The following is a 24,306-nucleotide window of genomic DNA, read 5'->3' on the forward strand; positions in this document are numbered from 1 at the left end:
TGCTGTTCCCCCACCCGCATGTCCCTTCCTTCCCATGGCCCCGCGCCGTGCGACGACGCTGACGGCCACCTGGTCACCGCTGGTCCGCTGACCCCTCCGCCCGACAGTGCCGGCACCACCGCCGATGAGAAAGCGCTGCGTCACTCGATCGCCGAGGACGTGCAGGGCATGGTGCTGGCCACGATGGTGGCCTCGCTGGGCCTGGCCATCTTCGCCAAGGGTGGGCTGATGATCGGCGGCATGGCCGGCCTGGCGTTCCTGCTGCACTACGCGATGGGCTGGAACTTCGGCCTGGTGTTCGTGCTGGTCAACCTGCCGTTCTACTGGGTGGCGCTGCGGCGCATGGGCTGGGAATTCACCCTGAAGACCTTCGCTGCGGTCACCGCCTGTGGCGTGCTGACCGACCTGTTGCCGCGCTGGATCGACTTCTCGCACATCAACCCGCTGTACTCGGCGATCGTCGGTGGCGCGTTGTCGGGCCTGGGCATCCTGTTCTTCATCCGCCATCGTGCCAGCCTCGGCGGCATCGGCATCCTGGCGGTGTACCTGCAGCGCACCCGTGGCTGGAGCGCGGGCAAGGTGCAGATGTCCTACGACGCCTGCCTGATGGTGGCCGCGTTCTTCGTGCTGTCGCCGTCGAAGGTGCTGTACTCGGCCATCGGCGCGGTGGTGCTCAGCCTGGTGCTGATGTTCAACCATCGCCCCGGCCGCTACATGGGCGTGTGACGATCCGACGGTAGTGCCGGCCACTGGCCGGCAACCCCGGAACGCCGCGGGTGATGACGCCGGGCCATGCCCGGCGGATATCCATCAGCGTGCGGTGGCCTGCAACCAAGGTGGTGACAGTGTCAGCAGCCGCGCATGCACCGGGCAGTCTGCGGCGTGCGCGCCGGGCAGGTAGCCCAGGCTCATCAGGAACTCGCCGGTGATCTCGCCGCCGGTGAAGCGGAATGTCTTCTTGAACAGCTTCACCCAGTCGGCCTTGCTGCGCGGATGATGTGCGTCCAGCCACCCCGCGAAGCTGCCATGGCTGGCCCGCAGCTGCTGGATCACCTGCGCGTTGTGGATCGCCGCCAGCACCTTCAGGCGGTTGCGGATGATGCCCGGGTCCGACAGCAGGCGTTCGATGTCCTGCTCGGCATACGCCGCCACGCGGTCCACCTCGAAGCCGTCGTAGGCCGCGCGGAAGCCCTCGCGCTTCTTCAGGATCGTTTCCCAGCTGAGCCCGGCCTGGTTGATTTCCAGCACCAGCCGCTCGAACAGCTCGCGCTCGTCGCGCTGCGGAAAGCCGTATTCGTTGGCGTGGTAGTCGTCGTGCACCGGATGGCCCGGGGCGATGAGGCAGTAACCGGACACGTCGAACTCCTGCGCGGGGGGAGGTCATTATGCGCGCCGTGACCGCCGGGTGGAGGCGCCCGGCGCGCCCAGCCGCTAGAATGTCAGCCATGCCTGTAACGCCGACCTCCCTTGCCGATCACCTGCTCGTCGCGCTGCCGTCGCTGCTCGACGCGACCTTTGCCCGCAGTGTCGCGCTGATCTGCCAGCACGACGAGAACGGGGCGATGGGCGTGCTGGTCAACCAGCCGTCCGAGTACACGCTGGGCGAAGTGCTCGCGCAGATGGACATCGCCACCGGCGATGGTGAGCTGCAGGCGCGCATGGTGCTCAACGGCGGCCCGGTGCATCCCGAACGTGGCTTCGTCATCCATGACGATGCAAGGGCGTGGGACTCCAGCCTGATCGTCGGCGAAGGGCTGTACCTGACCACCTCGCGCGACATCCTCGAAGCGATGGCGCGCGGCGAAGGCCCGGCCAACGCCGTGGTTACCCTCGGCTGTGCCGGTTGGGGGGCAGGCCAGCTGGAAACCGAGCTGGCCGAGAACAGCTGGCTGACCGTACCGGCCGATGCCGAGCTGGTGTTCCAGCTGCCGCTGGAACAGCGCTGGCAGGGAGCGGCCTCGCGCATCGGCGTCGACCTGTTCCGGCTGACCGACTACAGCGGCCATGTCTGAGCCGACCACGCCCGCGGCGGCGCCTCCGGCTCCGGCCATCCGCCGCGACGGCACGGTTCTGGGATTTGATGTCGGCTCGCGCCGGATCGGCGTGGCCATCGGCAGTGCCTTCGCCGCGCATGCGCGCGCAGTGGCCGTGGTCGATGTGCACGGCAACGGCCCGGACTGGACCGCGATCGAGCGCCTGCTCAAGGAATGGAAGCCCGACGGCCTGGTGGTCGGCGATCCGCTGACGCTGGATGGCCAGGACCAGCCCAACCGCAAGCGCGCGCAGGGCTTTGCCCGCCAGCTGCGGGAACGCTTCAAGCTGCCGGTGGTGATGATCGACGAGCGTTCCAGCTCGGTCGAGGCCGCGCGCCGCTTCGCCGTCGAGCGCGCCGAAGGGCGCAAGCGCCGCCGCGATGCGGCCGCCCTCGATGCCGTGGCCGCAGCGGTGATCATCGACCGCTGGCTGTCGTCGCCGGACGACGCCACCCCCATTCCCTGACTGCACGACTCCCGCCATGACCGCCCAGCAAATCGATGCCTCCGGACGCCTGCGCCACCTGCTGACCCTGGAGGGCCTGCCGCGCGAAACCCTGCTGCAACTGCTTGATCGGGCCGGACAGATCCGCGACGCCGCGGTCGGCCGCGTTGGCAACAAGCGCCACGTGCTGGCCGGCTCGGCGGTGTGCACGCTGTTCTTCGAGCCGTCCACGCGCACCCGCAGCTCGTTCCAGCTGGCCGCACAGCGCCTGGGCGCCGACGTGCTGAACTTCGATGCGTCGACGTCGTCCACCCGCAAGGGCGAAACCGCCTGCGACACGCTGCGCAACCTGGAGGCAATGGGCGTACGCGGCTTCGTGGTACGCCATCCCGATGATGGCGCCGTGGCCGCACTGGCCGAGGCGGCGGGCGAGGGCACTGCACTGATCAACGCCGGTGACGGCCGCAGTTCGCATCCGACCCAGGGCCTGCTGGACATGCTGACCCTGCGCCAGGCCAAGGGCGCGGATTTCTCGAAGTTGAAGGTCGTGATCGTCGGCGACGTGAAGCACTCGCGCGTGGCCCGCACCGACCTGCATGCGCTGCGTACGCTGGGCGTGGGCGAGATCCGCGTCTGCGGCCCGCAGTCGCTGCTGCCGGATGACGAGACCCTGAAGGGCTGCGTGGTCGGCGATGACTTCGACGCGATGCTCGAAGGCGTCGACGCGCTGATGATGCTGCGCCTGCAGCGCGAGCGCATGGAGGAAGGCCTGGTGCCGTCGCTGGAGCAGTACCACGCCCAGTACGGCCTGACCCGCGAGCGCCTGGCCCGCGCCGGCAAGGACGCTGCAGTGCTGCACCCGGGCCCGATCAACCGCGGCGTGGAAGTCACCGACGACGTGGCCGACGGCCCGCAGTCGTGGGTGCTGCGCCAGGTCGCCAACGGCGTCGCCGTGCGCATGGCCGTGCTGGAAACCCTGCTGGGCTGACCCGCCTTGGCAGGTGCCAATCTTGGTTGGCACTGCTGGTGGGGTGGGTGCCAACCTTGGTTGGCACTGGCCCACCCGGGCGAAGGTGATTTCCCGATGTTCAGGGAACATGCGCCCGCCCATGCTCTTCTGCATGAACAGCACCCGTCTCCTGCCAGGCCGTCATTCCAGTATCGGCCAGAGCTACATCCTCACCACGAACGTGCTTGGCCGGGCGGCTCTGTTCGCCAATGACGCCGTTGCGGTTACCGCCATGCAGGCGTTCCAGCGTCTGGATCTGGAAGGTCTTACCCATGAATCGCTGTTCCGGCACGCAATGCATGTGATGGCGAATCCGATCAGGGCGGGCAGATAGTGCCCAACCAAGGTTGGCACCCACCGAAAGCGGGTTCCAACCTTGGTGGGCAACCACCGGACGTCGTGGTTCAGCGCTTCTGCGCGAACAGCCAGTCCCACATCGCCGGGTCGGCGTAGGTGGCATCCCAGGCGTTGTGGTTGCCGTCCGGATATTCGGTGTAGCGCACGTCGCGTGCGTTGGCGCTCTGGAATGCGGCGTGCAGCCGGCGGTCGTCATCCGGCGGCACCACGTCATCCAGCGCACCGTGGAAGATCCAGATCGGCGTGCCTCTCAGGCGCTGGGCGATGGCCGCATACGGATCGGCTTCGTGGGCCACCCGTTCGACGAACAGGGTCGGGCGCACCGCGCGCGGCGCCAGCACCGCGCCGCACACGGGCACGATCGCGGCGAAGCGCCCGGGGGCATCCAGCGCGATGTTCCAGCTGCCATAGCCGCCCATCGACATTCCGGTCAGGTACTGCCGTGAGGAATCGGCACCGAACTCGGCGATGGTGGCGTCCAGGGCGGCCAGCGCGACGCGATTGTTGCGCCCGCTCCATTCCTGGTGGCCCGGCACCTGCGGGAATACGGCCAATGCGGGGAAGTCGGCCGCGTGCCTGCGCAGGTGCGGCCCGAGCCCCGCATGGGTCTGCTTGACACCGTCGCCGCCACGCTCGCCGGATCCATGCAGGAACAGCACCACCGGCAGTGCGCCAGGCGTGCGCGCCGCGGTTGCCGGAATGAACACCTGGTAATAGGCGGTACGCCCATCCACTTTCACTGCACGCGATTCGAAGCGGCCGCGCGCGCTGTCCGGCTGCGAGGCGCAGCCGGCCATCATCAGGACCGCCAGCATCGGCAGCCAGCGCATCATCCTACGGACCATCGGCGTTCCAGAAGCGGTGGGTTCAGCCGCATCGTAGTCCGCGCAGGTCAACGTGGCATCGTGCGCTGCGTCACTGCGGCCGCGGCACGCTGGCGATGATGGCCAGCTGCTCCTGTGCCTCGGCGTTGCCCTCGGCGGCGGCGGCCTGCACCTGCGCCAGGTCCGGGTGCAGCACCACCAGCAACGGGTTTTCGCAGACCGGGCAGGCGTACTCGGTCGCGTCCTCGTCCAGTTCCATCTCCATGGCGCGCGAACTGCCCTTCCATTCGCAGGCCGGGCAGGTGTGCTGCTGGTCGCGCCAGCCGGGCTGGAAATAGTTTTCGATCGTGGTGGCCATGGGGGTCCAGTTGGAATCGGGTCAGAGCCCCGCGCAGCGGGGATCCGACCCTGGGTTTGGGCGTGGGTCGGAGCTCCGCGTTGCGGGGATCCGGCCCGGCAGGGATCAGTGCAGCAGCACCAGCGTGGCCAGGCCGAGGAAGGTGAAGAAGCCCATCGAGTCGGTCACGGCGGTCAGGAAGATGCCACTGGCCAGCGCCGGGTCGAACCCAAAGCGTTTCAGGGTCAGCGGCACCAGCACGCCGGCCAGTGCGGCGAACAGCAGGTTGCAGGTCAGCGCGATGGCGATCACCGCCGACAGCCCCGGCGAGTGGAACCAGACCAGCACGATCATGCCCAGGATCGAGCCCAGCAGCAGGCCATTGAGCGCGGCCACCCGCACTTCCTTCCACAGCAGCGTGCGCGCGTTGGAGGCGCCCACCTGGCCCAGCGCCAGGCCGCGCACCATCAGCGCCAGCACCTGGGTGCCGGCATTGCCACCCAGGCCGGCCACGATCGGCATCAGCACGGCCAGCGCCACCAGCTTGTCGATCGTGCCTTCGAAGTGGCCGACCACGCTGGAGGCCAGGAAGGCCGTGCACAGGTTCACCGACAGCCACATCAGGCGGCGGCGCATCGCGCGCCAGACCGGGCTGAACAGGTCCTCGTCCTCGTCCAGGCCGGCGGCGCCCAGCGCCTGGTGCTCGGCCTGGCCACGGATGATGTCGACCACGTCATCGATGGTGATGCGACCGACCAGGATGTTGTTCTCATCCACCACCGGGGCGGAAATCCAGTCGTGGTCGGAAAACTGGCGGGCGACCTCCTGGTCGCTCTCGCCGACGTCGATGGCCGGCTGCTCGTCATCGATCAGGCGGTTGATCGGGGTGGTGTCCTCGTGGGTCACCAGGGCCGCCAGCGACACCCGGCCGAGGTATTGATGGCGCCGGCTGACCACGAACAGGTGGTCGGTGTGGTCGGGCAGTTCGCCGCGCAGGCGCAGGTAGCGCAGCACCACGTCGACGTTGACGTCGGCGCGCACGGTCACCACGTCCGGGTTCATCAGGCGGCCGGCGCTGTCCTCGGGATAGGACAGCACCTGTTCCAGGCGCTCGCGGTTCTCGCGGTCCATCGACTTGAGGACTTCGTCGATGACCGTATCCGGCAGGTCTTCGACCAGGTCGGCCAGATCGTCGATGTCCAGGTCTTCGACCGCGGCGATGATTTCGTCCGGGTCCATGTCCGCGAGCAGGCTTTCGCGCACGTCGTCGCCGACGTGGACCAGCACCTCGCCGTCATCGTCCGGATCCACCAGGCCCCACACCACTTCGCGCTTGCCCGGCGGCAGCGATTCAAGCAGGTTGCCGATCTCGGCCGGGGCCAGGGTATTGACCAGCCGACGCACCGGGCCCAGCCGGCCGCTGTCCAGTGCATCGGACAACATCCGCAGTTGGCGCGCAGTCTTGTCGTGGCGTACGGCTTCAGCCATCGCAGCTCCCGCGGGATAAGAAAAGCCGCGATCCCGGCAAGGATGCGGCAACAGGGGTGTTCAGCGCGTCATTATCGCAAGGGGATGTTTCAGCGCATAGCCGCCGGGTGGCGGTAGTGCCGGCCGCTGGCCGGCAACCTCTTGGCCTTCGACGGGACGGGATCAGATCCTTCTCCCGCGGAAAAGCGATCTGACCCCAGGCATGCATGCCCGGCGAGCGGGTGGTATCAGGGCGTATCGGCCACCAGCGCCAGCCAGCGTTCGATGGCACGGCGGTCACGCGCGGCCAGCAGTTTCGGTGCGCGGGCGCGCAGTGCGCCCAGGTCAGCGTCGCGGATCGCGCGGCGCACTTCCAGCAGGGTGCCGGGGTGCAGGCTGAACTCGCTCAGGCCCAGTGCCAGCAGCAGCGGCGTCATCCGCGCATCACCGGCCATTTCGCCGCAGACCGCGACCGGAATACGGTGGCGTGCGCCGGTCTCGATCACCATCTGCAGCAGCCGCAGCACGGCGGGATGCAGCGGTGAGTACAACTCGCCCAGCGCCTCGTTGTTGCGGTCGGCGGCCAGCAGGTACTGCACCAGGTCGTTGGTGCCGATCGACAGGAAGTCGACCAGATCGATGAAGCTCTCCAGCGCCAGTGCAGCCGCCGGCACTTCGATCATCGCGCCCAGCGGCACGTGTTCGGCCACCATGTGGCCTTCGGCGCGCAGCTGTTCGCTCAGCTTGAGCATGCGCCGGCGCACCGCCAGCAGTTCCTCGCGGGTGCTGATCATCGGCACCAGCACGCGCAGCTTGCCGTAGGCGGAGGCGCGCAGGATCGCGCGCAGCTGGGTGTCGGCCACTTTGGGTCGGGCCAGCGACAGGCGCACGCCGCGCAGGCCCAGCGCCGGATTCTCTTCGTTGCTCAGGGTCAGGCCGGTGCGATCGGCCTTGTCCGCACCCAGGTCGAGCGTGCGGATGGTGACGGGCCGGCCGCTCATGCCCAGCGCGGCATCCCGGTAGGTCTGGAACTGTTCTTCTTCGTCCGGCAGCTCGTTGCGCTGCAGGAACAGGAATTCGGTGCGGTACAGGCCCAGCCCCTGCGCACCCAGCGCATGCGCCTGGGTGACGTCTTCCAGCGACTCGGCATTGGCCAGCAGGGCGATGTCGACCTGGTCGCGGGTGCGGCTGGGCTTGCTGCGCAGGCGGCCAAGCTCGCGCTGCTCGCGTGCGTGCTCCTTCAGGCGCGTGCGGTAGTCACGCAGGTTGTCCGCCAACGGGTTGGCGGTGATGCTGCCGTCGGCGCCGTCGATGATCAGCACGTCGCCGTCGGCGATGCGGCTGAGCAGCTGCGGGACGTTGACGATCAGCGGCAGGTGCAGGCTGCGTGCCAGGATCGCGCTGTGCGACAGCGCGCTGCCGGCGGCGGTGACGATGCCGACCACGCCTTGCGCCTGCAGCTGCGCCAGCTCGGACGGAGCGATGTTGTCGCAGACCAGGATCTCGCCTGCCAGGCCCTTCATCGCCGGCGCGCGTTCGGGTTGCAGGAAGGCATGGATACGGCCGATCACATGGTCCAGGTCGTCCATGCGGCTCTTCAGGTAGGCATCGTCCATGCCATCGAAGACCTTGGCCAGGCGGTCGCGCTGCAGGCGCAGGGCGTAACCGGCACTGTACGGGCCGCTGCGGATCAGTTCGTCCAGGCCATACAACAGCTCGGGGTCGTCCAGCAGCAGCGCGTGCAGGTCCAGGAACTCGCCCACTTCCTGGTTCAGTGCGCCATGCAGGCGCTGCCGCAGCTCGTGCATTTCCATGCGCGCGGCATCCACGGCATGGTGCAGGCGCGCCAGCTCGGCCTCGACCTGGTGGGGGGCGACACGTTGTTCGGCCACTTCCAGCGCATGCGGCAGGCGCACCCGGGCCCGGCCCATCGCCGTACCACGGGCGGCGCCGTGCCCGGCCAGCCGTTGTACCGGCCGCTGGCCCGGGGGAAGCTGGCCGGCGCGTGCGCGTGGCACGCTCAGCTGTCCTCGTCGAAGCGGCGTTCGAACAGGCCGACCACCGCCTCCATCGCGGCGGCTTCGTCCTCGCCGTTGATGCGGACCGTGACCGGAGTGCCTTGGCCCGCGGCCAGCAGCATCACGCCCATGATGCTCTTGGCGTTGATTTCACGGCCCTTGGCGGCCATGGTCACGTTGCAGCGGAACGGTGCCAGGGTCTGCACCAGCTTGGCGGTGGCCCGGGCATGCAGGCCCAGGCGGTTGCTGACGGTGAGTTCTCGTTCAAGCATCGTCGACTATCGCTCCATTACGGGTACCCGCCGCGGCTGTGGCGGGCAGTTGATCCAGTCCCTGTTCCGGATAATTCATCACCCGCAGCAACATCGGCAGGCTCAGCGCCGACACCCGGCGAACCGGGGTCCCCAGCCGGGCCAGCTGCCCGGCAAGGTTGGCGGGGCTGGCGCCGTACAGGTCGGTCAGGATCAGCACGCCTTCACCGCCGTCGACCCGCCGCAGGGCGGCCGAGGCAAGTGGCAGCAGGGCGTCCAGGTCTGCGTCGAACGGTACTTCGAAAGCTTCGGTTTTCAGCGGCAATTGCCGCAGCAGCCGGGTCGCCACGTCTAGCAGGGCGGTCCCGACCCCGGGATGTGTTACGAGGAGAATGCCACAGGTCATTACCGCACGTTAACAGGTCAAGGTGAATTGGCGATAGCAGCAGGCGAGGGGTACTGTGTCCCGTATTCAGTGTTGCTCGCTGGCGAGCCCTTTTTCGCTGAAAAAGAGATCCGACGCCATCCGTTTTTCGAGGCCTGAAAGCGATTCATCCACGCATGGCGTGGATCTACCGTGTCGACCAAGGTCGACACCCACCAACAGCACACGGAATCTGTCAGAGGCGGGGCGGTGTGGGCAGGCAGGACCGTTGGCGCCATGGATGGCGCCATCGAGCCCCCAGGGAGGGGTTCACGGCGTGTCCTGCCTGCCCACACCGCCCCGCCATCCCACGGAATGCCGCTTTTGCTGTTGCTGTTACCGGCCAGCGGCCGGCACTACCGGCGGGTGCCGGGCGCAGCCCGGCCGACCCCCTCAATCCTGTTCGCGGTGGTAGGTGGCCACGTCTTCCCAGCCCTTCTCGCGCGCATGCCGGGCCATGCGCTCGGCCAGGTACACCGAGCGATGCTTGCCGCCGGTGCAGCCGAACGCCACGGTCACGTAGCTGCGCGTGCCATCGCCCAGTTTCGGCAGCCAGGTATCCAGGAAATCCATCAGCTGGGCCAGGTAGCGCTGCACGTCCGGTTGTGCCTCCAGGTAGTCGCGCACGCCGGGCTCACGGCCGCTGAGCGCGCGCAGGTCCGGGTCCCAGTGCGGATTGGGCAGCACACGCGCGTCGAACACGAAGTCCGCCTCGGCCGGTACGCCGCGCTTGTAGGCGAACGATTCGAACAGCAGCGACAGGCCGGTGGCATGGCCCATCGCGAACTCGGTGATGATCCGCCGCCGCAGCTGGTGCACGTTGAGGTGGCTGGTATCGATCACCGCATCGGCCTCACGGCGCAGCGGCGCGGTCAGTTCGCGTTCGCGGGCGATGGCCTCGGGCAATGACAGCCGCAGCTGGCTCAGTGGATGGCGGCGACGGGTGTCGGCGTAGCGCTTGAGCACCGCCTCGTCACTGGCTTCGAAGAACAGCACCTTCACTTCCACGCCGGCATCGGTGGCCAGCTGCCGCCAGTTGCCCAGTTGGCTCAGGTCGGCCTGGCCGCGGACGTCGATGCCTACCGCCAGCCGGCGCGGCGCGCTGCCGTCATGGTTGGCCAGCAGGCTGCGCACGAAGTCCGGCAGCAGTTGGATGGGCAGGTTGTCCGAGCAGTAGTAGTCCTGGTCTTCGAAGGTCTTCAGGGCGACGGATTTACCCGAGCCGGACAGGCCACTGACGATGATCAGGGTCGGGGCGGTAGGGGGTGCGGTGCTCATGGACAGGCTCTTCGCGGGGCAGGGGAATCAGGGGGTGCGCCGTTCCAGCAGGTTGCTGTGGCGGGCGATGAACATCGCCGCCGGATCAATGCCCTTGGTGCGCAGGATATGCAGGCGGGTCGCGGCCTCGGTCAGCACGGCCAGGTTGCGGCCGGGCATCACCGGCAGGGTGATCAGCGGGACATCCAGGTCCAGCACATGGCGGGTACCCGAGTCGCCGGTCAGGCGCTCGTAGCCATGCGGGGTGGGTTCGGTCATCGGCTTGGTCAGGTGGACGATCAGCCGAAGGTACTTGTTCTTCTTTACAGCCGTATCGCCGAACATCTCGCGCACGTTCAGCACGCCCAGGCCGCGCACTTCCAGCAGGTCCTGCAGCAGCTCGGGGCAGGTGCCGTCGAGCACGTCCGGGGCGATCTGGGTGAACTCGGGGGCATCGTCGGCGACCAGGCGGTGCCCGCGGCTGAGCAGTTCCAGCGCCAGCTCGCTCTTGCCCGACCCGGCCTCGCCGGTGATCAGCACGCCGATCGAGTAGATCTCCATGAACACGCCATGCAGGATCACGCGGGGTGCCAGCGTGCGCGCCAGGTGGTAGGACAGGTGGTTGAGCAGTTCGTGGCCGCGCTTGGGCGACAGCCACAGCGGCGTGCCGGATTCATCGGCGGCGGCACGCAGGTCTTCCGGGCACGCCTGGTTGCGGGTCAGCACCAGCGCCAGCGGATGCGACTGCATGATCTTCTCGATGGTCTCCCACCGCTGCCGCGGTTCCAGCGCGTCCAGCCAGGACAGTTCCTCGGTGCCCAGGATCTGCACCTTGTTGGGATAGATGGCGTTGAGGTAGCCGGCCAGCGAAGGGCGCCGCGAGACCGTGTTGCCGGCCTCCAGCTCGCGCTTCTCACCGGATTTGCCGGCGGCCCAGCGCAGTCCCAGCCGCTCGCGCTGCTGTTCGAACAGTTCACGGGCGGTGATGCTGGTATTCATGCGGCACTCGCAGGAGGGGTCATGTCCAGCGCCTCGCGCAGCGCGCGGGCATCGCCCGCTTCACGCAGGGCTTGGCGGATGTCGGGCACGGAGAACAGCTCGGCCAGCTCGGACAGCAGCATCAGGTGCTGGTGGGTGTAGTGGGCCGGGACGGCCATCGCAAACACCAGGTCCACCGGCTCGTCGCCGCCGAAGTCGACCGGGGCCGCCAGTCGCAGCAGGGCGCCACGGGGGCGGTCCAGGGCCGGCGCGCGGCCATGGGGGATGGCGATGCCGTGGCCGATCGCGGTGCTGCCCAGGGCTTCGCGCTGGCACAGGTTCAGATAGATCTGTTCGGCATTGGCCTGGCGGCAGGCCAGCAACCCGGCGGCGGCCTGCAGGACGCTGTCACGGTCGGAGGCCGTGCAGAGCTGGGTCTGCACGGCCGCCAGGAGGTCAGTCAGGGGCATGTCTGCGGGGAACGGTGGCGATCAGCCACCATTGTCGCCCACCGGCAGCGGTGCGTGCTGCTGTTTTTTCTCCTTGTGCTTGATGACCAGGCGGTCAAGCTTGTCCGCAAGCAGGTCGATCGCGGCATACATGGTCTGGCCACCGGCCTCGGCGTGCAGGGTCTGCCCGGGGATGTTGAGGCTGGCGTCGACGTGGTGTTCGGTCTTCTGCAGCTTGAGGGTCACCCGCGCTTCGCAGTGCTGGTCGAAGTGCTTTCCGATCCGGGCCAGCTTCTCCTCTACATAGGACTGCAGGGCCGGGGTGACTTCGACGTCTTTGCCAAACGTTTCGATGCGCATCGGGTTTCTCCTGTGTTCGGATGTGCCAATGAACCTCTCCGCCGGGCGCGGCGGCGCGTCAAGCGATTCTGACCCTTTCGTGCGAGGCGGAGATGTTCATGGCTTCACGATACTTCGCCACGGTGCGCCGCGCTACTGGAATTCCCGACGATTTGAGCAGCTCAGCCAGCTTGGCGTCAGAAAGCGGCTTGCGCGGGTTCTCATCGTCGATCAGGCGCCGGATCATCGCCTGGATGGCGGTACTGGACGCCTCGCCGCCGCCTTCGGTATCGATGCCGGAGGCGAAGAAGGCGCGCAGTGGCAGGGTGCCGCGCGGGGTGCGCACGTACTTGCGGGCGATCGCACGCGACACGGTGGATTCGTGCAGGCCCAGTTCGGCGGCGATCTCGCGCAGGGTCAGCGGACGCAGTGCCTGCTCGCCGAATTCGAGGAACCCGGCCTGTTGCAGGATCAGGCTGCGCACCACGCGCAGCAGGGTTTCGCCGCGCTGCTGCAGTCCCTTCAGCAGCCAGCGCGCTTCCTGCAGCTGGGCGCGCAGGTAACCGGCGTCGGCCTCGCCACAACGTCGGATCAGCTGTTCGTAGCCACGATGGATCACTACCCTCGGCCCGGCATGGCCGGCCAGCGCCGCGCGCCAGATGCCGTTCTGCCGCCACACCACCACGTCGGGTACCACGTAGGTATCCTGCGAAAGCGGCGCAACCTGCGTGCCCGGGCGCGGGTCCAGCGAGCGCAGCAGGGTCACTGCGGTCTCGACCTCGTCCAGCGGCTGTTTCAGTTCATGGGCCAGCCCGGCGACGCCACTGCGTGGCAGCCGTTCCAGCGGGCCTGCGGCAATCTGTCGCGCCAGCGCCAGCCCCGGCGTGTCGCCAGGCATCACGTCCAGCTGCAGCAGCAGGCACTCGCCGAGCGTGCGCGCGGCAACACCGACCGGGTCGAAGCGCTGGATGCGGTGCAGCACCGCCAGGATCTCGTCCTCGTCGGCATGGATCGTTGGCAACAGCGTTTCCGCGATCGTGGCCAACGGTTCGCGCAGGTAACCATCGTCGTCCAGTGCATCGATCAAGGCCGCACCGATACTGCGGTCGCGTGCGGACAGATGCGACAGGTGCAGCTGCCACAGCAGGTGGTCGGCCAGCGTCTCGGTTTCGGCCACGCGCTCGGCCGCGCTGCCGGTGTCATCGTCATCGTCGAAGCTGCCGCCACTACCGGCGGCGCTCCAGTCGAGCTCGGCCGGCGCCCAGTCGTCGCCGGTGTCGGTGCGTTCGGCGGGTGCGTCGGCCCCGGTGCTGCCGCCGCCGTCATCGGCGGTGCTGCTGTCGTTGCTGTCGGCCCAGTCCAGCAGCGGATTGCTCTCCACCGCCTGGGCGATCTCAAGCTCCAGTTCGGTCGTGGACATCTGCAGCAGCTTGATGGCCTGCTGCAGCTGGGGCGTGAGCACCAGCTGCTGTCCCAACGATGTCTGCAGCCGAGTCTTCATGCCTGTGCCGAACGGAAGGTAAGGGCCCCGGCGCCTGCGGTCACAACTTGAAGGAATCCCCAAGGTAGACGCGACGTACGTCGGCGTTGTCCAGGATCGCCTCCGGCGAGCCCTGGGCCAGCACGGTGCCCTCGGCGAGGATATACGCGCGGTCGCAGATTCCCAAGGTCTCGCGCACATTGTGGTCGGTGATCAACACGCCGATGCCGCGCTGCTTCAGATGGGTGACGATGCGCTGGATTTCGCCCACCGAGATCGGGTCGACACCGGCGAACGGTTCGTCGAGCAGGATCAGGCGCGGCTGCGCGGCCAGGGCGCGGGCGATCTCGCAGCGGCGGCGTTCGCCACCGGACAGGCTGGCACCGAGCTGGTCGGCCACATGGCCCAGCTGCAGTTCGTCGAGCAGGCTGTTCAATTCGCGTTCGCGGCCGGCCGAATCCAGGTCTTCGCGCAGCTCCAGCACCAGCCGCAGGTTGTCGGCCACGGTCAGCTTGCGGAACACCGAGGGTTCCTGCGGCAGGTAGCCCACGCCCTGCTTGGCACGGGTATACATCGGGTCGCCGGTGATGTCCTTGCCGTCGAGCACGATGCTGCCTGCATCGGCGGCGACCAGGCCGACGATCATGTAGAAGCAGGTGGTCTTGCCGGCGCCGTTGGGGCCGAGCAGGCCGACCACTTCGCCAGCGTCGAGGGTGAGCCCGAAGTCCTTGACGACTTCGCGCTGCTTGTAGCGCTTGCGCAGGCCCTTGGCGACGAGCATTACTTCTTGCTCCCGGTCGGCTTGGCCGGCGTGCTGGCCGGAGCCGCCGCCTTGGGCGCAGCGGCCGGCTGTGCAGCCGCGTTCTTGTTCTTCGGCGGAATGACCGTGCGCACGCGGCTGCCATCGCCACCGGAGTTCATCTCGCCGCTGCGGGTGTTGTAGACCATGCGCTGGCCGGCATTGGTGCCGCGCGCGCTGGTGACCTTGTAGTTGCCGGTCAGGGTGATGATCTCGGTCTTGATGTCGTAGTCGATGCGATCGGCCACCGCGTCCATCCAGGTGCCATCGTCGAGCTGCTGCTTCATCGTGGCCTGCTTGCCGGTGAACACCGCACGCACGGCTTCGCCATCCTTCAGGTAGATCTCGGCTTCGGACGAGCGGAGGTCCAGCGTGCCCTGGGTGACGGTCACCCCCTGCGACAGCACGGTCTTGCCGTCGCCGGTCAGCACGCCCGACTGGGCGCCGGCGTCGATGTTCATGTTCTCGTTGCGGTCGGTCGACTTGGCAAAGGCTGCGCTGGGAACAAGGAGACCGAGCGCGAGTACGGCTGCAAAGGGAATCTTCATCGGGGTCCGTTCTACCGGTGGGGCCGCCCGGAAACCCGGGGGCGGGTGGGGGAGCTGCCTTCCTTGCGCCGGTCCGGGGACGTCGCAGGAGGGCGGCGGAATCAGCGTCGGGGCGTGTAACGGCCCTTGGACTGGCTGAGGAAATGATACGTGTTGTTCTTCGAATCCACCTCGAAGCCGACGCCGGACTGTTCCATGCCGGGGCGGGTCATGACCACCCGCGCGTCGGTGCGGGCACGATTCTCCTTCGGGAAGACATCCAGGTGGTCGGTGCGGAAGGTGGTCGGCACCACGCCCGGACCGGCCGGGCTGTCGCCGGCGACATTGCCGCGCAGCTTCATCTGGTCGCCCTTGGCGCTGAGCCAGCCGGTCTCCGCGCGCAGGGTCCAGTGCTTGCCATCCTTGTCCGGCATCTCGAACAGCGGCGTGGCGATGTTGATGGTCTGGTCGCCACGCTGGCGTTCCAGCAACGGCGCGCGCAGGGTGGTCGATTCCTTGCCCTGCTCATCCAGCGCGACGATCTGGAAGTCGTGCAGGATGTAGTCCACGCCGACGTCCTGGCCGGCCGCGGCCGCGCCCTTGTCGCGGTTGCGCAGGGCCGCCCAGCTGCTGAGCAGCGCGGCCAGCAGCAGGCCGATGCCAAGCACGGTGCGCCAGTTCAGGGTCGGCAGGTTCATGCGCCGAACCTCGCCAGCACCGCGTCCACATGGCCCTGGGCAGCCAGCAGGATGTCGCACAGCTCACGTGCCGCGCCACGGCCGCCATCGGCGCGCGTCTGCCAATGGACGCGCTCGGCGATCCACGGGTGGGCATTGGCCGGGGCCACTGCCAGGCCGACCGCACCCAGCGGCGCCAGGTCCGGCAGGTCGTCGCCCATGAAGGCCACCTGCTCCAGGCCGATGCCATGCTGCGCGCACAGCGCCTGCACGCTGGCCAGCTTGTCGCCCACGGCGATCTGGGTGTCGATGCCGAGGTCGGCGCCGCGCTTGAGCGCGGACTGGCTGTTGCGCGCGGTGATCAGCACGGGGTGGATACCGTGCTGCTGCAGCAGTTTCAGGCCCAGGCCATCCTGCACGAAGTACGCCTTGCTCTCGTTGCCGTCCTTGTCGTAGTACAGCCGACCGTCGGTGAGGGTACCGTCCACGTCGAAGCAGGCCAGGCGGATGCGGGCCGCTGCGGCATGCAGGTGGGCGGGGAAGGCGGGCAGGGGGGACCAGGGCATCAGGGGGGCGGGCTCGGTGGATTCGGGTGGGGCGTTACAGACTGAATGGGGTCTACGGACTGTCGGTTAAACCACCCGGGCCCGCAACAGGTCATGAATGTTCAGGGCGCCGACCGCGCGGCCCTGGCCATCGACCACGATCAGGCCATTGATTTTCTGGGTTTCCATCTGCCGGGCGGCCTCCACGGCCAGCTGGTCGGCGCCGATGGTGCGGGGGTTGCGGGTCATCACATCGGCGATCTTCGCGGTCCGCACGTCCAGCGCGCTGTCCAGCGCCCGGCGCAGGTCACCGTCGGTGAACAGGCCGATCAGCACACCGTCGGCATCGACCACGGCGGTCATGCCCAGCCGTTTGCGGCTCATTTCGACCAGCGCCTCGCTGAGGCTGGCGTCGGCACCCACGCTGGGCAGGTCCTCACCGGTGTGCATGACGTCGGTGATGTGCAGCAGCAGGCGGCGGCCGAGGCTGCCGGCCGGGTGCGAGCGGGCGAAGTCGTCGGCGGTGAAGCCGCGTGCATCGAGCAGGGCCACGGCCAGCGCATCGCCCATCGCCAGCGAAGCGGTGGTGCTGGAGGTCGGCGCCAGTGCCAGCGGGCAGGCCTCGGCCGGCACGCTCACGTCCAGGTGGATGTCGGCGGCGGTGGCCAGGCTGGACTGCGGGCGGCCGGTCATGGAAATCAGCAGGTTGCCCTGGCGCTTGAGCACCGGCAGCAGCATCAGCAGCTCGTCCGACTCACCCGAGTAGGACAGTGCCAGCACCACGTCGTCCTCGGTGATCATGCCCAGGTCGCCGTGGCCGGCTTCACCGGGGTGCACGTAGAACGCCGGTGTGCCGGTGGAGGCCAGGGTGGCGGCGATCTTGCGGGCGATGTGCCCGGACTTGCCCATGCCGGTGGCAACCACCCGGCCGCGACTGGCCAGGATCGCCTGGCAGGCCTGCTGGAAGGCCTCGCCGAGGCGGGTGGCGACCGCGTCGAGGGCCTGCTGTTCGATCTCGAAGACGCGGCGGCCACTGGCGACCAGGCTGGCCGGATCGACGGAACGGGGGGGCAGGAGGGACTCGGCCATGCGGACGCCACGCAGCGGAAGTAGAATGAGCGCTCATTTTATTAGGAAAGCCCGTTGGACGCCGACACCATCCGCAACCTGATCGAAACCGGCCTGCCCGGCGCCCGCGCCGACGTGCGTGGCGACGATGGCGTGCATTTCGAAGCGACCGTGGTCTGCGAGGCCTTTGCCGGCAAGATGCCGCTGGCCCGCCACCGGATGGTCTATGCCACCCTCGGCGACCTGATGGGCGGCGCGATCCACGCGCTGGCGCTGAAAACCGTGACCCCGGCCGAAGCCGGCTGAACCGCAGAAGATCCCCAATACATGGCCAAGATCGTTGTGACCGGCGGCGCTGCGCTGCACGGTGAAGTGAGCATCTCCGGCGCCAAGAACGCCGTCCTCCCCATTCTCTGCGCGACCCTGCTGGCCGATGAGCCGGTGGAGATCACCAACGTGCCGCACCTGCACGACGTGGTCACCACGGTGAAGCTGCTGGGCGAACTGGGCGCCAAGGTCACCATCGACCAGGGCACGCTGTCGCGCGGCAGCGCGATCGTGGTCGATCCGCGCCCGGTCAACCAGCACGTCGCACCGTACGAGCTGGTCAAGACCATGCGCGCCTCGATCCTGGTGCTGGGCCCGCTGCTGGCCCGCTTCGGCGCGGCCGAAGTGTCGCTGCCCGGCGGCTGCGCGATCGGTTCGCGCCCGGTCGACCAGCACATCAAGGGCCTGCAGGCGCTGGGTGCCGAGATCGTGGTCGAGAACGGCTTCATCAAGGCCACGGCCAAGCGCCTGAAGGGTGGCCATTTCACCTTCGACATGGTCAGCGTGACCGGCACCGAGAACGTGCTGATGGGCGCGGTGCTGGCCGAAGGCACCACCATCCTCGACAACTGCGCGATGGAACCGGAAGTGACCGATCTGGCGCATTGCCTGATCGCGCTGGGCGCGAAGATCGAAGGCCTGGGCACCGCGCGCCTGGTCATCGAAGGCGTCGAGCGCCTGTCCGGTGGCCGCCACGAAGTGCTGCCCGATCGCATCGAGACCGGCACCTTCCTGGTGGCCGCAGCGATGACCGGTGGCAAGGTGACGGTCAACCGTGCGCGCCCGAACACCATGGACGCGGTGCTGTCCAAGCTGGTCGAGGCCGGTGCGAAGATCGAGACCACCGACGACACCATCACCCTGGACATGCAGGGCAAGCGGCCGAAGGCGGTCAACCTGACCACCGCGCCGTACCCGGCCTTCCCGACCGACATGCAGGCGCAGTTCATGGCGCTCAACTGCGTGGCCGACGGCGTTGGCGTGATCAATGAAACGATCTTCGAGAACCGTTTCATGCACGTCAACGAACTGCTGCGCCTGGGCGCGGACATCCAGGTCGAAGGCCATACCGCCATCGTGCGCGGCAGCGATCACCTCAGCGGTGCGCCGGTGATGGCCACCGACCTGCGTGCCTCGGCGTCGCTGATCCTGGCCGGGCTGATGGCCCGCGGCGAGACCACCATCGACCGCATCTACCACCTTGACCGTGGCTACGAGAACATCGAAGAGAAGCTGTCTTCGCTCGGCGCCACCATCCGGCGCGTGCCATGATCCTGCGTGGCAAGTTCAGCCCGCGCCGCAAGGCGCTGCTGGCCCTGGTCCTGATCGTGCTGGCGTGGCTGGGCTACGCCTGGTACGCCAACATCGCCATCACCCAGGGCATCGAGCAGAAGGACATGGACTGGAATGGCGATGGCACGGTCTCGCGCGACGAGATCATCGAGTCGTTCTATGCCGTTGCAGTGAACGACAGCCAGGAGGGCAACCGCCATTGCCGCACCTTCGTCTGGCGCAGCACCGGCGAGCAGATCCGCGTGGACTGCCGCACCGAGTTCAAGCCGGCCGCGGCCGAGGAAAAGAAGTAAGAAAAACGCCCGCGAAAGCGGGCGTTTTCTTTGCGCGGTGCCTGGGGCCGGATCCCTTTCCATCGGAAAGGGCTCCGACCCCGGCGCTCAGTTCATCGCCTTGATGGTCAGGTCCAGCGCGTCACGGCCACTCTCACGCTGCAGCATGCGCGCCGGCACCGGGAATTCCGGCACGATCCAGGCGATCAGCTCCTTGTTGCCGTCGGCACGCGAGACCTTGGTGGCTTCGTAGCTCTTGCCGCCCACGGTGATCGACTCCTTGCCGACCACGCGATAGGTCATGTTCTTGATGCGGCCTTCGTCGACCATGCGATAGGTCAACGGCTTGCCGGCTGCCAGGTCGCGGGCGATCGCCAGGTTGATCAGCAGGGCATCCATGTCACCGGCCTTCAGCGCGATCGGGCCGGCCCGGTCCGGCTTGATGTCGCCGGTCCAGGTGGCCTGGTTGCTGGTCCAGTTGTAGGTGGCCTGCACGTTGCGCTTCTTGACCAGCAGCGCCGAACGGTCCTGGCTGCTGAGCGGGCGCAGCTGGCCGCGTACTTCCTCGAACACGGTGCTCTGGCTCAGGTCCGCCAGCTGGTTCTTCACCTGCAGCGTGTAGCGCCACTTGTTGGCGCCCTCGCTGCTCAGGGTCATGCTGCCATTGGCCTGCATGCCCATGTAGCTGGCGAGATAGTCGGCCTTGAACGGCTGCAGGGCCATGGCCGGCAGGCTGGCCACCGACAGGGCGGCCGCAGCGATCCAGGCGAGGGGGCGGGTCAGGGTGCTCATGCTCAGACTCCTTGGTATTCGATCAGGCGCAGATCGACGCGGTCTTCGCCGTCTTCGCGTTGCAGGATGCGCACCGGGGTGGGAACTCCGTTGGCGATCCAGAGGATGGTTTCATTGTTGCCGCCGTTGGTCCGGTAGACCCGCAGCGCGTTGTAGGACAGGTCGCCGACTTCGACGTTCTCGGTCTGCGGCGCGGCCTGGTAGTCATGCTGGCGGACCTTGCCCATGTCCACGTAGCGGTAGTGCATGGTGGCACCCGGACGGGCGTCGCGCATGATCGCCAGATTGATCAGCAGGGCACTCTGGTCGCCCGGCTGCAGCGGAATCGGCTGCGCACGCTTCTTCTCGACGTCGCCGCTCCACTGCGCGGTACCGGCCTGCCAGTTGTACGTGCCGACCGCCTTCTTGCCGAGGAACAGGCCCTTGCGCACCGTGCTCTGGCTCAGCGGTGCATAGGCGCCGGCGCGCTCCTCGAAGACCGTGCTCTGCTCGATGTTCAGGCCCAGCACGCTGGCGAACCCGCGGCGGCCGACCACCTGCATGTCGACCCGCCACTGGTTGCCGCCGGTATGGGTGACCTGCATGCTGGCATCGCCGGCCTCCTTGCCCTTGTAGAAGGCCTGGTAGGTGGCGCTGAACGGCTGCAGTGGCGGCGGTTCCCACGCCAATGCCGGCAGGGCCGGGGCCGCCGCTTCGGCCGGCGGCTGCACCGCTGGCACCGGCGCCGGAGCGGGCGAGGCGGCAGGCGCCTGCGCCTGGCCCCAACCCACGCCGGGAAGCACGACGAGCGACAGCAGCAGTGAAGTGGACAGCAGGGTCGTGGTCTTCATGGAAGAGAGGAGCCGCAGGAGGTGGGCAGGATGCCAGCCCCGCAGTCAGCGGGGCGTGTGCGTGGGCGTTACCGGTTCAGGTTCCCGGCGGAATCTAGGGCCAGCGGGCTAAACAGGGGGTGACCGTCCAGTTGCGGCTGGCCCTCCCGTTCAGTCAGGCGGCCGGCGCACAGCAGCTGCAGCGTGGCGATCAGCAGGGGATGCTCCACCGCCAGCACGCGCGTGGCCAGGGTGTTGGCGTCATCGCCGGGCAGCACCGGTACCCGCACCTGGGCCAGCACGGCGCCGGCGTCCAGCTCGGGTACGACCAGGTGCACGCTGGCACCGTGCTCGGCGTCGCCGGCGTCCAGTGCCCGCGCATGCGTGTCCAGCCCCTTGTGCAGCGGCAGCAGGGAGGGGTGGATGTTGACCAGGCGGCCATTGAAGCGCTGCACGAAGGCGGCGCCGAGAATGCGCATGTAGCCGGCGCAGACGATCCAGTCCGGCGCGACGGCGGCCAGTGCATCGCCCAACGCCTGCTCGTAGGCCGCGCGGTCCTGGAATTCCTTCGGCGCATGCGCCCAGCGCAGGGCAGCGTCGACCCGCTGCAGCGCGGCGGCAGCGGGGCGGTCGGAGAACACGCCGACGACCTCGGCGGGCAGGCGGCCGCCGGCAATCGCATCGAGGATGGCCTGCAGGTTGCTGCCACGGCCGGAGGCAAGCACCGCAATGCGGGTGGGCGTGGTCATTGCCGGGCGCTCCGGCGGATCAGCGGCCAGGTCAGCAGGCTGCCCACGGTGGCCAACAGCATGTCGGCGTGCGCGTCCCACATGTCACCCTGCTGCCCGTTGTAGGCCTCGGCGGCATCCGGCGACAGGGCCAGCGCGATGGCCCACTCGAACCACTCGTAGACCAGGCTGGCGCACATCACCGTCATCACCGCCAGGATGAAGGCCTGGCCCCGACGCAGGGCCGGCCACGCGTGGCGTGCCAGCTGCAGCAGCGCCGGCGTGAAGCAGACGCCGAACAGGAAGTGGATGAGGCGGTCGAAATGATTGCGCTGCCAGCCGAACGCCGCGTTGGGCGACCAGCCGGTCAGCGCCTGCGCCCACGCGTCGTAGGGCACGTTCGAGTACAGCCAGCGCGCCGCCACGCAATGCAGCGCGATGAAGCCGCAGATCGCGATGAACGCGCCGTTGCCCAGCCAGCCACCACGGCGGTCGACCCACAGCAGGGCGGCTAGCCCGACCACGGTCAGCGTGCTGTGCAGGGCCTGCTCGGTGGGCCAGAGCGGATGGATCCAGCTGATTGCGAACACTGCCAGTACGGCGGCAAAGGCCAGCCGCTTGGGGCCCGGGAAACGGGAGGCGGTGGGCGGGGCGGTCGTCGGTAGCGCGGGCGCGGACATGGGGAGTCGATCAGGGGAGGGCGGAGCGTCTGCCGGCAAGCTCAGACGCGGAGATGGTCGCCGCGGTCGAAAAGGGCGGCCATGTCCGGCCTGGACAGGAACACCCAGGCATAGGCGGTCAGGGCCATGCCCAGCGGGCCGGCCAGTACCGCCAGCCAGGCCGCGCGCTGGCACCAGGCCAGCCCGGTGCGGCGCGACAGCAGGCGCGCGGTGTGCAGCTGCACGAAGCCAAGCGCGGCAGCCAGCACTGAAACGACGCCGTACACGGTGGCCAGTACCGCGCCATCGTCCAGCCCGCGCGCGCTGGCGACCAGGCCGATGAAACCGAGGAAGGCCAGCGCGGCCACCCAGTGGAAAACCGCCAGCGCGTAGAACAGTACCTTCAGCGTCTGCAGGTGGCTGGCCAGCTGCAGGTGCGCCAGGGTCTGATGCGGCAGCGGCGGTGGATTGCCGGAGGCGGTCATGCGGCCGTGGCCGGAGCGTCGAACGCGGCCTTGACCTGCGGGCGCAGCAGGGTGATCAGGCTGAACACCCCCAGCACCGTGCCGACCGGCGTGAACAGGCAGGCCAGGCCGGCCGCGATCAGGCACAGCAGGTGACGGCGACGGCGGGCCAGGCAGCGGCCGGCATAGATCACGAATGTCCCCAAGGTTATGCCGCCGAACACGATCGCGCAGCCCATCAGCGTGAACACCCAGCCGACCAGACGCTGCTCCTGCTGCGAGGCGGTCTGCCCGTCGGACTCGAACGGCAGCGCGCCGCTCAACGCAGCGATGCCGATCACGATGTGCAGGATGAAGATCATCGAGAACAGCACGATCAGGCCACCAACCACGTAGTGCGCGATGGCCAGCATGCGCAGGTGGTCGGCATCCTGGACGCTGAACGCCGGTACCGTCGCCAGCCGCGGCGGCACGGGTGCGGGGGCGGGCGACACGGGGGGCATTGCGTCCATGCGGGCTCCTCGGGGCCGGGTTCAGCCGATGTGGACGCGCTCGGCGCCTTCAGCGGTCACCACCTGGCCGATGGTCCAATGGTCCAGGCCCTGCGCCTTGACCGCCTCGGACACCGCAGCGACCTGGTCGGCGGCCACGATCAGCACGAAGCCGATGCCGCAGTTGAAGGTGCGCCACATCTCGCTGTCGGCCACCGCGCCTTCCTTCTGCAGCCACTGGAACACCGGCGGCAGGGTCCAGGACGAGGCCTGGATGTCCAGGCCGAGGCCATCGGGCACCACGCGGATGATGTTCTCGGTCAGGCCGCCACCGGTGATGTGGGCCATGCCGTGGATGGCGGCCCCGTGCGACTTCAGCAGCGCCAGGATCGGCTTCACATAGAGGCGGGTCGGTGCCATCAGCGCGTCGACCAGCTTCACCCCGCCTTCCAGCTCCAGGTCGGCCGGGCGGCCGGCGCGGTCGTAGATGCGGCGTACCAGCGAGTAGCCGTTGGAGTGCGGGCCGGACGAGGCGATGCCGATCAGCACGTCGCCTGCGGCCACGCTGGCGCCGTCCTTCAGCTCGCTCTTCTCGACTGCGGCGACGGTGAAGCCGGCCAGGTCGTACTCGCCCGGGGCATACATGTCGGGCATTTCAGCGGTTTCACCGCCGATCAGCGCGCAGCCGGCCTCGGTGCAGCCGTTGGCGATGCCGCCCACGACCGCTGCGGCGGTGTCGATGTCCAGCTTGCCGGTGGCGAAGTAGTCCAGGAAGAACAGGGGCTCGGCACCCTGCACCAGCACGTCGTTCACGCACATGGCGACCAGGTCGATGCCGATCGTATCGTGGCGGTTCAGCTGGTGGGCCAGCTTCAGCTTGGTACCCACGCCGTCGGTGCCCGACACCAGCACCGGCTCGCGGTACTTGTTGGACAGGTCGAACAGGGCCCCGAAGCCGCCCAGGCCACCCATCACTTCCGGGCGGAAGCTGCGCTTGACCAGGGGCTTGATCCGCTCGACCAGCGCGTTGCCGGCGTCGATGTCGACCCCCGCGTCACGGTAGGTGAGGGGGGAGGGGGCGGAAGACGAGGTGTTGGTCACGGGCGTCGGCGCTGGCAGGGGTTGAACGGGCGATTTTAACAGGCCGCATTGGCGCAAAGGCCGTATTCGGGCAACAATTCCCCCGG

Annotated in this window: 32 protein-coding genes; 7 read left to right on the forward strand and 25 right to left on the reverse strand. The window is 68.3% G+C overall.

Annotation, left to right across the window (positions count from 1 at the left end; genetic code table 11):
• Positions 1 to 18: 18 nt before the first annotated feature.
• On the forward strand, positions 19 to 726 hold the full coding sequence (locus BLS66_RS17325; RefSeq protein WP_049469684.1) for a YitT family protein: 708 nt from the start codon (positions 19 to 21) through the stop codon (positions 724 to 726).
• Positions 727 to 810: 84 nt separating this feature from the next.
• Here the strand turns inward: BLS66_RS17325 and BLS66_RS17330 are convergent, their stop codons facing one another.
• Positions 811 to 1,356 carry a DNA-3-methyladenine glycosylase I gene (locus BLS66_RS17330; RefSeq protein WP_049469681.1) on the reverse strand — a complete coding sequence of 182 codons (546 nt, stop codon included), beginning with the start codon at positions 1,354 to 1,356 and terminating at the stop codon, positions 811 to 813.
• 89 nt (positions 1,357 to 1,445) lie between these two features.
• Here BLS66_RS17330 and BLS66_RS17335 point away from each other — a divergent pair, with 89 nt between their 5' ends.
• The 3 genes from BLS66_RS17335 to BLS66_RS17345 are packed head-to-tail and all read left to right on the forward strand — an operon-like array spanning position 1,446 to position 3,466.
• On the forward strand, positions 1,446 to 2,012 hold the full coding sequence (locus tag BLS66_RS17335; protein WP_049469678.1) for a YqgE/AlgH family protein: 567 nt from the start codon (positions 1,446 to 1,448) through the stop codon (positions 2,010 to 2,012).
• Positions 2,005 to 2,499 (forward strand): Holliday junction resolvase RuvX, encoded by a 495-nt coding sequence (gene ruvX / locus BLS66_RS17340; RefSeq protein WP_049469673.1) that lies wholly within the window; start codon positions 2,005 to 2,007, stop codon positions 2,497 to 2,499. Before BLS66_RS17335 ends, ruvX begins: the two co-directional genes overlap by 8 nt.
• Before the next feature lie 16 nt (positions 2,500 to 2,515).
• Complete coding sequence (locus tag BLS66_RS17345; RefSeq protein ID WP_049469670.1) at positions 2,516 to 3,466, forward strand: aspartate carbamoyltransferase catalytic subunit; 951 nt, start codon at positions 2,516 to 2,518, stop codon at positions 3,464 to 3,466.
• Between the two features lie 100 nt (positions 3,467 to 3,566).
• Here the strand turns inward: BLS66_RS17345 and BLS66_RS20805 are convergent, their stop codons facing one another.
• The 17 genes from BLS66_RS20805 to BLS66_RS17430 form a co-directional block, all read right to left on the reverse strand.
• Entirely contained in the window at positions 3,567 to 3,761 is a 195-nt protein-coding gene (locus BLS66_RS20805) for a hypothetical protein (protein ID WP_160321013.1), read from the reverse strand.
• Positions 3,762 to 3,891: 130 nt separating this feature from the next.
• Positions 3,892 to 4,689: a carboxylesterase family protein gene (locus BLS66_RS17355; RefSeq protein WP_074726414.1), complete on the reverse strand. Its 798-nt coding sequence runs from the start codon at positions 4,687 to 4,689 to the stop codon at positions 3,892 to 3,894.
• Between the two features lie 70 nt (positions 4,690 to 4,759).
• Positions 4,760 to 5,026 carry a hypothetical protein gene (locus tag BLS66_RS17360; RefSeq protein ID WP_049469661.1) on the reverse strand — a complete coding sequence of 89 codons (267 nt, stop codon included), beginning with the start codon at positions 5,024 to 5,026 and terminating at the stop codon, positions 4,760 to 4,762.
• Positions 5,027 to 5,131: 105 nt separating this feature from the next.
• Positions 5,132 to 6,493 carry a magnesium transporter gene (gene mgtE, locus BLS66_RS17365; protein ID WP_053462353.1) on the reverse strand — a complete coding sequence of 454 codons (1,362 nt, stop codon included), beginning with the start codon at positions 6,491 to 6,493 and terminating at the stop codon, positions 5,132 to 5,134.
• A 227-nt stretch (positions 6,494 to 6,720) separates the two neighbouring features.
• Positions 6,721 to 8,490, reverse strand: coding sequence for a phosphoenolpyruvate--protein phosphotransferase (ptsP, locus tag BLS66_RS17370; RefSeq protein WP_049469655.1), 1,770 nt, complete (start codon positions 8,488 to 8,490; stop codon positions 6,721 to 6,723).
• 2 nt (positions 8,491 to 8,492) lie between these two features.
• A complete protein-coding gene (locus tag BLS66_RS17375; protein ID WP_005408385.1) occupies positions 8,493 to 8,762 on the reverse strand; it encodes an HPr family phosphocarrier protein in 270 nt (89 codons plus the stop codon).
• Positions 8,755 to 9,147 (reverse strand): PTS sugar transporter subunit IIA, encoded by a 393-nt coding sequence (locus tag BLS66_RS17380; protein WP_010483657.1) that lies wholly within the window; start codon positions 9,145 to 9,147, stop codon positions 8,755 to 8,757. Before BLS66_RS17380 ends, BLS66_RS17375 begins: the two co-directional genes overlap by 8 nt.
• A gap of 411 nt (positions 9,148 to 9,558) precedes the next feature.
• Positions 9,559 to 10,443 (reverse strand): RNase adapter RapZ, encoded by an 885-nt coding sequence (rapZ, locus tag BLS66_RS17385; protein WP_057495186.1) that lies wholly within the window; start codon positions 10,441 to 10,443, stop codon positions 9,559 to 9,561.
• A gap of 27 nt (positions 10,444 to 10,470) precedes the next feature.
• Positions 10,471 to 11,421 carry an HPr(Ser) kinase/phosphatase gene (gene hprK / locus BLS66_RS17390; protein WP_005408388.1) on the reverse strand — a complete coding sequence of 317 codons (951 nt, stop codon included), beginning with the start codon at positions 11,419 to 11,421 and terminating at the stop codon, positions 10,471 to 10,473.
• Positions 11,418 to 11,870 carry a PTS sugar transporter subunit IIA gene (locus BLS66_RS17395; RefSeq protein ID WP_053462355.1) on the reverse strand — a complete coding sequence of 151 codons (453 nt, stop codon included), beginning with the start codon at positions 11,868 to 11,870 and terminating at the stop codon, positions 11,418 to 11,420. Before BLS66_RS17395 ends, hprK begins: the two co-directional genes overlap by 4 nt.
• A gap of 21 nt (positions 11,871 to 11,891) precedes the next feature.
• Positions 11,892 to 12,209: a ribosome hibernation-promoting factor, HPF/YfiA family gene (gene hpf, locus BLS66_RS17400; RefSeq protein ID WP_005415556.1), complete on the reverse strand. Its 318-nt coding sequence runs from the start codon at positions 12,207 to 12,209 to the stop codon at positions 11,892 to 11,894.
• 58 nt (positions 12,210 to 12,267) lie between these two features.
• Positions 12,268 to 13,689, reverse strand: coding sequence for an RNA polymerase factor sigma-54 (locus BLS66_RS17405; protein ID WP_074726415.1), 1,422 nt, complete (start codon positions 13,687 to 13,689; stop codon positions 12,268 to 12,270).
• Positions 13,690 to 13,729: 40 nt separating this feature from the next.
• The gene (lptB, locus tag BLS66_RS17410) at positions 13,730 to 14,449 is read right to left on the reverse strand and encodes an LPS export ABC transporter ATP-binding protein (protein WP_049466089.1); all 720 of its coding nucleotides are present in this window, start codon (positions 14,447 to 14,449) and stop codon (positions 13,730 to 13,732) included.
• Entirely contained in the window at positions 14,449 to 15,015 is a 567-nt protein-coding gene (gene lptA, locus BLS66_RS17415; RefSeq protein ID WP_049466091.1) for a lipopolysaccharide transport periplasmic protein LptA, read from the reverse strand. Before lptA ends, lptB begins: the two co-directional genes overlap by 1 nt.
• Before the next feature lie 101 nt (positions 15,016 to 15,116).
• Positions 15,117 to 15,692 (reverse strand): LPS export ABC transporter periplasmic protein LptC, encoded by a 576-nt coding sequence (gene lptC / locus BLS66_RS17420; RefSeq protein WP_049466093.1) that lies wholly within the window; start codon positions 15,690 to 15,692, stop codon positions 15,117 to 15,119.
• A complete protein-coding gene (locus tag BLS66_RS17425) occupies positions 15,689 to 16,237 on the reverse strand; it encodes a KdsC family phosphatase (RefSeq protein WP_049398160.1) in 549 nt (182 codons plus the stop codon). The genes lptC and BLS66_RS17425 overlap by 4 nt, the downstream gene beginning before the upstream one ends.
• Positions 16,238 to 16,303: 66 nt before the next feature.
• A complete protein-coding gene (locus BLS66_RS17430) occupies positions 16,304 to 17,305 on the reverse strand; it encodes a KpsF/GutQ family sugar-phosphate isomerase (protein ID WP_049466095.1) in 1,002 nt (333 codons plus the stop codon).
• 54 nt (positions 17,306 to 17,359) lie between these two features.
• On the opposite strand from BLS66_RS17430, the gene BLS66_RS17435 reads away from it, so the two are divergent.
• Genes BLS66_RS17435 through BLS66_RS17445 form a run of 3 tightly spaced genes read left to right on the forward strand, consistent with a single transcriptional unit; the run spans position 17,360 to position 19,197 of the window.
• Positions 17,360 to 17,590 carry a BolA family protein gene (locus tag BLS66_RS17435; protein ID WP_021202589.1) on the forward strand — a complete coding sequence of 77 codons (231 nt, stop codon included), beginning with the start codon at positions 17,360 to 17,362 and terminating at the stop codon, positions 17,588 to 17,590.
• Between the two features lie 21 nt (positions 17,591 to 17,611).
• Positions 17,612 to 18,883: a UDP-N-acetylglucosamine 1-carboxyvinyltransferase gene (murA, locus tag BLS66_RS17440; protein WP_049466097.1), complete on the forward strand. Its 1,272-nt coding sequence runs from the start codon at positions 17,612 to 17,614 to the stop codon at positions 18,881 to 18,883.
• Entirely contained in the window at positions 18,880 to 19,197 is a 318-nt protein-coding gene (locus BLS66_RS17445; RefSeq protein ID WP_049466099.1) for a hypothetical protein, read from the forward strand. Before murA ends, BLS66_RS17445 begins: the two co-directional genes overlap by 4 nt.
• 87 nt (positions 19,198 to 19,284) lie before the next feature.
• Here BLS66_RS17445 and BLS66_RS17450 read toward each other — a convergent pair whose 3' ends face one another.
• From BLS66_RS17450 to purM, 7 genes are all read right to left on the reverse strand, one after another.
• Positions 19,285 to 19,968 (reverse strand): DUF3108 domain-containing protein, encoded by a 684-nt coding sequence (locus BLS66_RS17450; RefSeq protein WP_049466102.1) that lies wholly within the window; start codon positions 19,966 to 19,968, stop codon positions 19,285 to 19,287.
• A gap of 2 nt (positions 19,969 to 19,970) precedes the next feature.
• On the reverse strand, positions 19,971 to 20,798 hold the full coding sequence (locus tag BLS66_RS17455; RefSeq protein ID WP_049466104.1) for a DUF3108 domain-containing protein: 828 nt from the start codon (positions 20,796 to 20,798) through the stop codon (positions 19,971 to 19,973).
• A gap of 68 nt (positions 20,799 to 20,866) precedes the next feature.
• Entirely contained in the window at positions 20,867 to 21,526 is a 660-nt protein-coding gene (purN, locus tag BLS66_RS17460) for a phosphoribosylglycinamide formyltransferase (RefSeq protein ID WP_049466105.1), read from the reverse strand.
• On the reverse strand, positions 21,523 to 22,185 hold the full coding sequence (locus tag BLS66_RS17465) for a DUF2238 domain-containing protein (protein ID WP_074726416.1): 663 nt from the start codon (positions 22,183 to 22,185) through the stop codon (positions 21,523 to 21,525). Before BLS66_RS17465 ends, purN begins: the two co-directional genes overlap by 4 nt.
• A gap of 41 nt (positions 22,186 to 22,226) precedes the next feature.
• Positions 22,227 to 22,649 (reverse strand): hypothetical protein, encoded by a 423-nt coding sequence (locus tag BLS66_RS17470; protein WP_057495026.1) that lies wholly within the window; start codon positions 22,647 to 22,649, stop codon positions 22,227 to 22,229.
• Entirely contained in the window at positions 22,646 to 23,140 is a 495-nt protein-coding gene (locus BLS66_RS17475; RefSeq protein ID WP_074726417.1) for a hypothetical protein, read from the reverse strand. Before BLS66_RS17475 ends, BLS66_RS17470 begins: the two co-directional genes overlap by 4 nt.
• Positions 23,141 to 23,161: 21 nt before the next feature.
• Entirely contained in the window at positions 23,162 to 24,220 is a 1,059-nt protein-coding gene (gene purM / locus BLS66_RS17480) for a phosphoribosylformylglycinamidine cyclo-ligase (protein ID WP_074726418.1), read from the reverse strand.
• Between the last annotated feature and the right edge of the window lie 86 nt (positions 24,221 to 24,306).

The sequence above is a fragment of the Stenotrophomonas pavanii genome (genome assembly GCF_900101175.1).
GTDB lineage: Bacteria > Pseudomonadota > Gammaproteobacteria > Xanthomonadales > Xanthomonadaceae > Stenotrophomonas > Stenotrophomonas pavanii.

Bases quoted from the DNA above. Each gene is read 5' to 3' on its own strand.
- BLS66_RS17325 (WP_049469684.1), top strand. From the start codon at position 19: ATGTCCCTTCCTTCCCATGGCCCCGCGCCGTGCGACGACGCTGACGGC.
- BLS66_RS17335 (WP_049469678.1), top strand. From the start codon at position 1,446: ATGCCTGTAACGCCGACCTCCCTTGCCGATCACCTGCTCGTCGCGCTG.
- ruvX (WP_049469673.1), top strand. From the start codon at position 2,005: ATGTCTGAGCCGACCACGCCCGCGGCGGCGCCTCCGGCTCCGGCCATC.
- BLS66_RS17345 (WP_049469670.1), top strand. From the start codon at position 2,516: ATGACCGCCCAGCAAATCGATGCCTCCGGACGCCTGCGCCACCTGCTG.
- BLS66_RS20805 (WP_160321013.1), bottom strand. From the start codon at position 3,761: ATGGGTAAGACCTTCCAGATCCAGACGCTGGAACGCCTGCATGGCGGT.
- BLS66_RS17355 (WP_074726414.1), bottom strand. From the start codon at position 4,689: ATGGTCCGTAGGATGATGCGCTGGCTGCCGATGCTGGCGGTCCTGATG.
- BLS66_RS17360 (WP_049469661.1), bottom strand. From the start codon at position 5,026: ATGGCCACCACGATCGAAAACTATTTCCAGCCCGGCTGGCGCGACCAG.
- mgtE (WP_053462353.1), bottom strand. From the start codon at position 6,493: ATGGCTGAAGCCGTACGCCACGACAAGACTGCGCGCCAACTGCGGATG.
- BLS66_RS17375 (WP_005408385.1), bottom strand. From the start codon at position 8,762: ATGCTTGAACGAGAACTCACCGTCAGCAACCGCCTGGGCCTGCATGCC.
- BLS66_RS17380 (WP_010483657.1), bottom strand. From the start codon at position 9,147: ATGACCTGTGGCATTCTCCTCGTAACACATCCCGGGGTCGGGACCGCC.
- rapZ (WP_057495186.1), bottom strand. From the start codon at position 10,443: ATGAGCACCGCACCCCCTACCGCCCCGACCCTGATCATCGTCAGTGGC.
- hprK (WP_005408388.1), bottom strand. From the start codon at position 11,421: ATGAATACCAGCATCACCGCCCGTGAACTGTTCGAACAGCAGCGCGAG.
- BLS66_RS17395 (WP_053462355.1), bottom strand. From the start codon at position 11,870: ATGCCCCTGACTGACCTCCTGGCGGCCGTGCAGACCCAGCTCTGCACG.
- hpf (WP_005415556.1), bottom strand. From the start codon at position 12,209: ATGCGCATCGAAACGTTTGGCAAAGACGTCGAAGTCACCCCGGCCCTG.
- BLS66_RS17405 (WP_074726415.1), bottom strand. From the start codon at position 13,689: ATGAAGACTCGGCTGCAGACATCGTTGGGACAGCAGCTGGTGCTCACG.
- lptB (WP_049466089.1), bottom strand. From the start codon at position 14,449: ATGCTCGTCGCCAAGGGCCTGCGCAAGCGCTACAAGCAGCGCGAAGTC.
- lptA (WP_049466091.1), bottom strand. From the start codon at position 15,015: ATGAAGATTCCCTTTGCAGCCGTACTCGCGCTCGGTCTCCTTGTTCCC.
- lptC (WP_049466093.1), bottom strand. From the start codon at position 15,692: ATGAACCTGCCGACCCTGAACTGGCGCACCGTGCTTGGCATCGGCCTG.
- BLS66_RS17425 (WP_049398160.1), bottom strand. From the start codon at position 16,237: ATGCCCTGGTCCCCCCTGCCCGCCTTCCCCGCCCACCTGCATGCCGCA.
- BLS66_RS17430 (WP_049466095.1), bottom strand. From the start codon at position 17,305: ATGGCCGAGTCCCTCCTGCCCCCCCGTTCCGTCGATCCGGCCAGCCTG.
- murA (WP_049466097.1), top strand. From the start codon at position 17,612: ATGGCCAAGATCGTTGTGACCGGCGGCGCTGCGCTGCACGGTGAAGTG.
- BLS66_RS17445 (WP_049466099.1), top strand. From the start codon at position 18,880: ATGATCCTGCGTGGCAAGTTCAGCCCGCGCCGCAAGGCGCTGCTGGCC.
- BLS66_RS17450 (WP_049466102.1), bottom strand. From the start codon at position 19,968: ATGAGCACCCTGACCCGCCCCCTCGCCTGGATCGCTGCGGCCGCCCTG.
- BLS66_RS17455 (WP_049466104.1), bottom strand. From the start codon at position 20,798: ATGAAGACCACGACCCTGCTGTCCACTTCACTGCTGCTGTCGCTCGTC.
- purN (WP_049466105.1), bottom strand. From the start codon at position 21,526: ATGACCACGCCCACCCGCATTGCGGTGCTTGCCTCCGGCCGTGGCAGC.
- BLS66_RS17465 (WP_074726416.1), bottom strand. From the start codon at position 22,185: ATGTCCGCGCCCGCGCTACCGACGACCGCCCCGCCCACCGCCTCCCGT.
- BLS66_RS17470 (WP_057495026.1), bottom strand. From the start codon at position 22,649: ATGACCGCCTCCGGCAATCCACCGCCGCTGCCGCATCAGACCCTGGCG.
- BLS66_RS17475 (WP_074726417.1), bottom strand. From the start codon at position 23,140: ATGGACGCAATGCCCCCCGTGTCGCCCGCCCCCGCACCCGTGCCGCCG.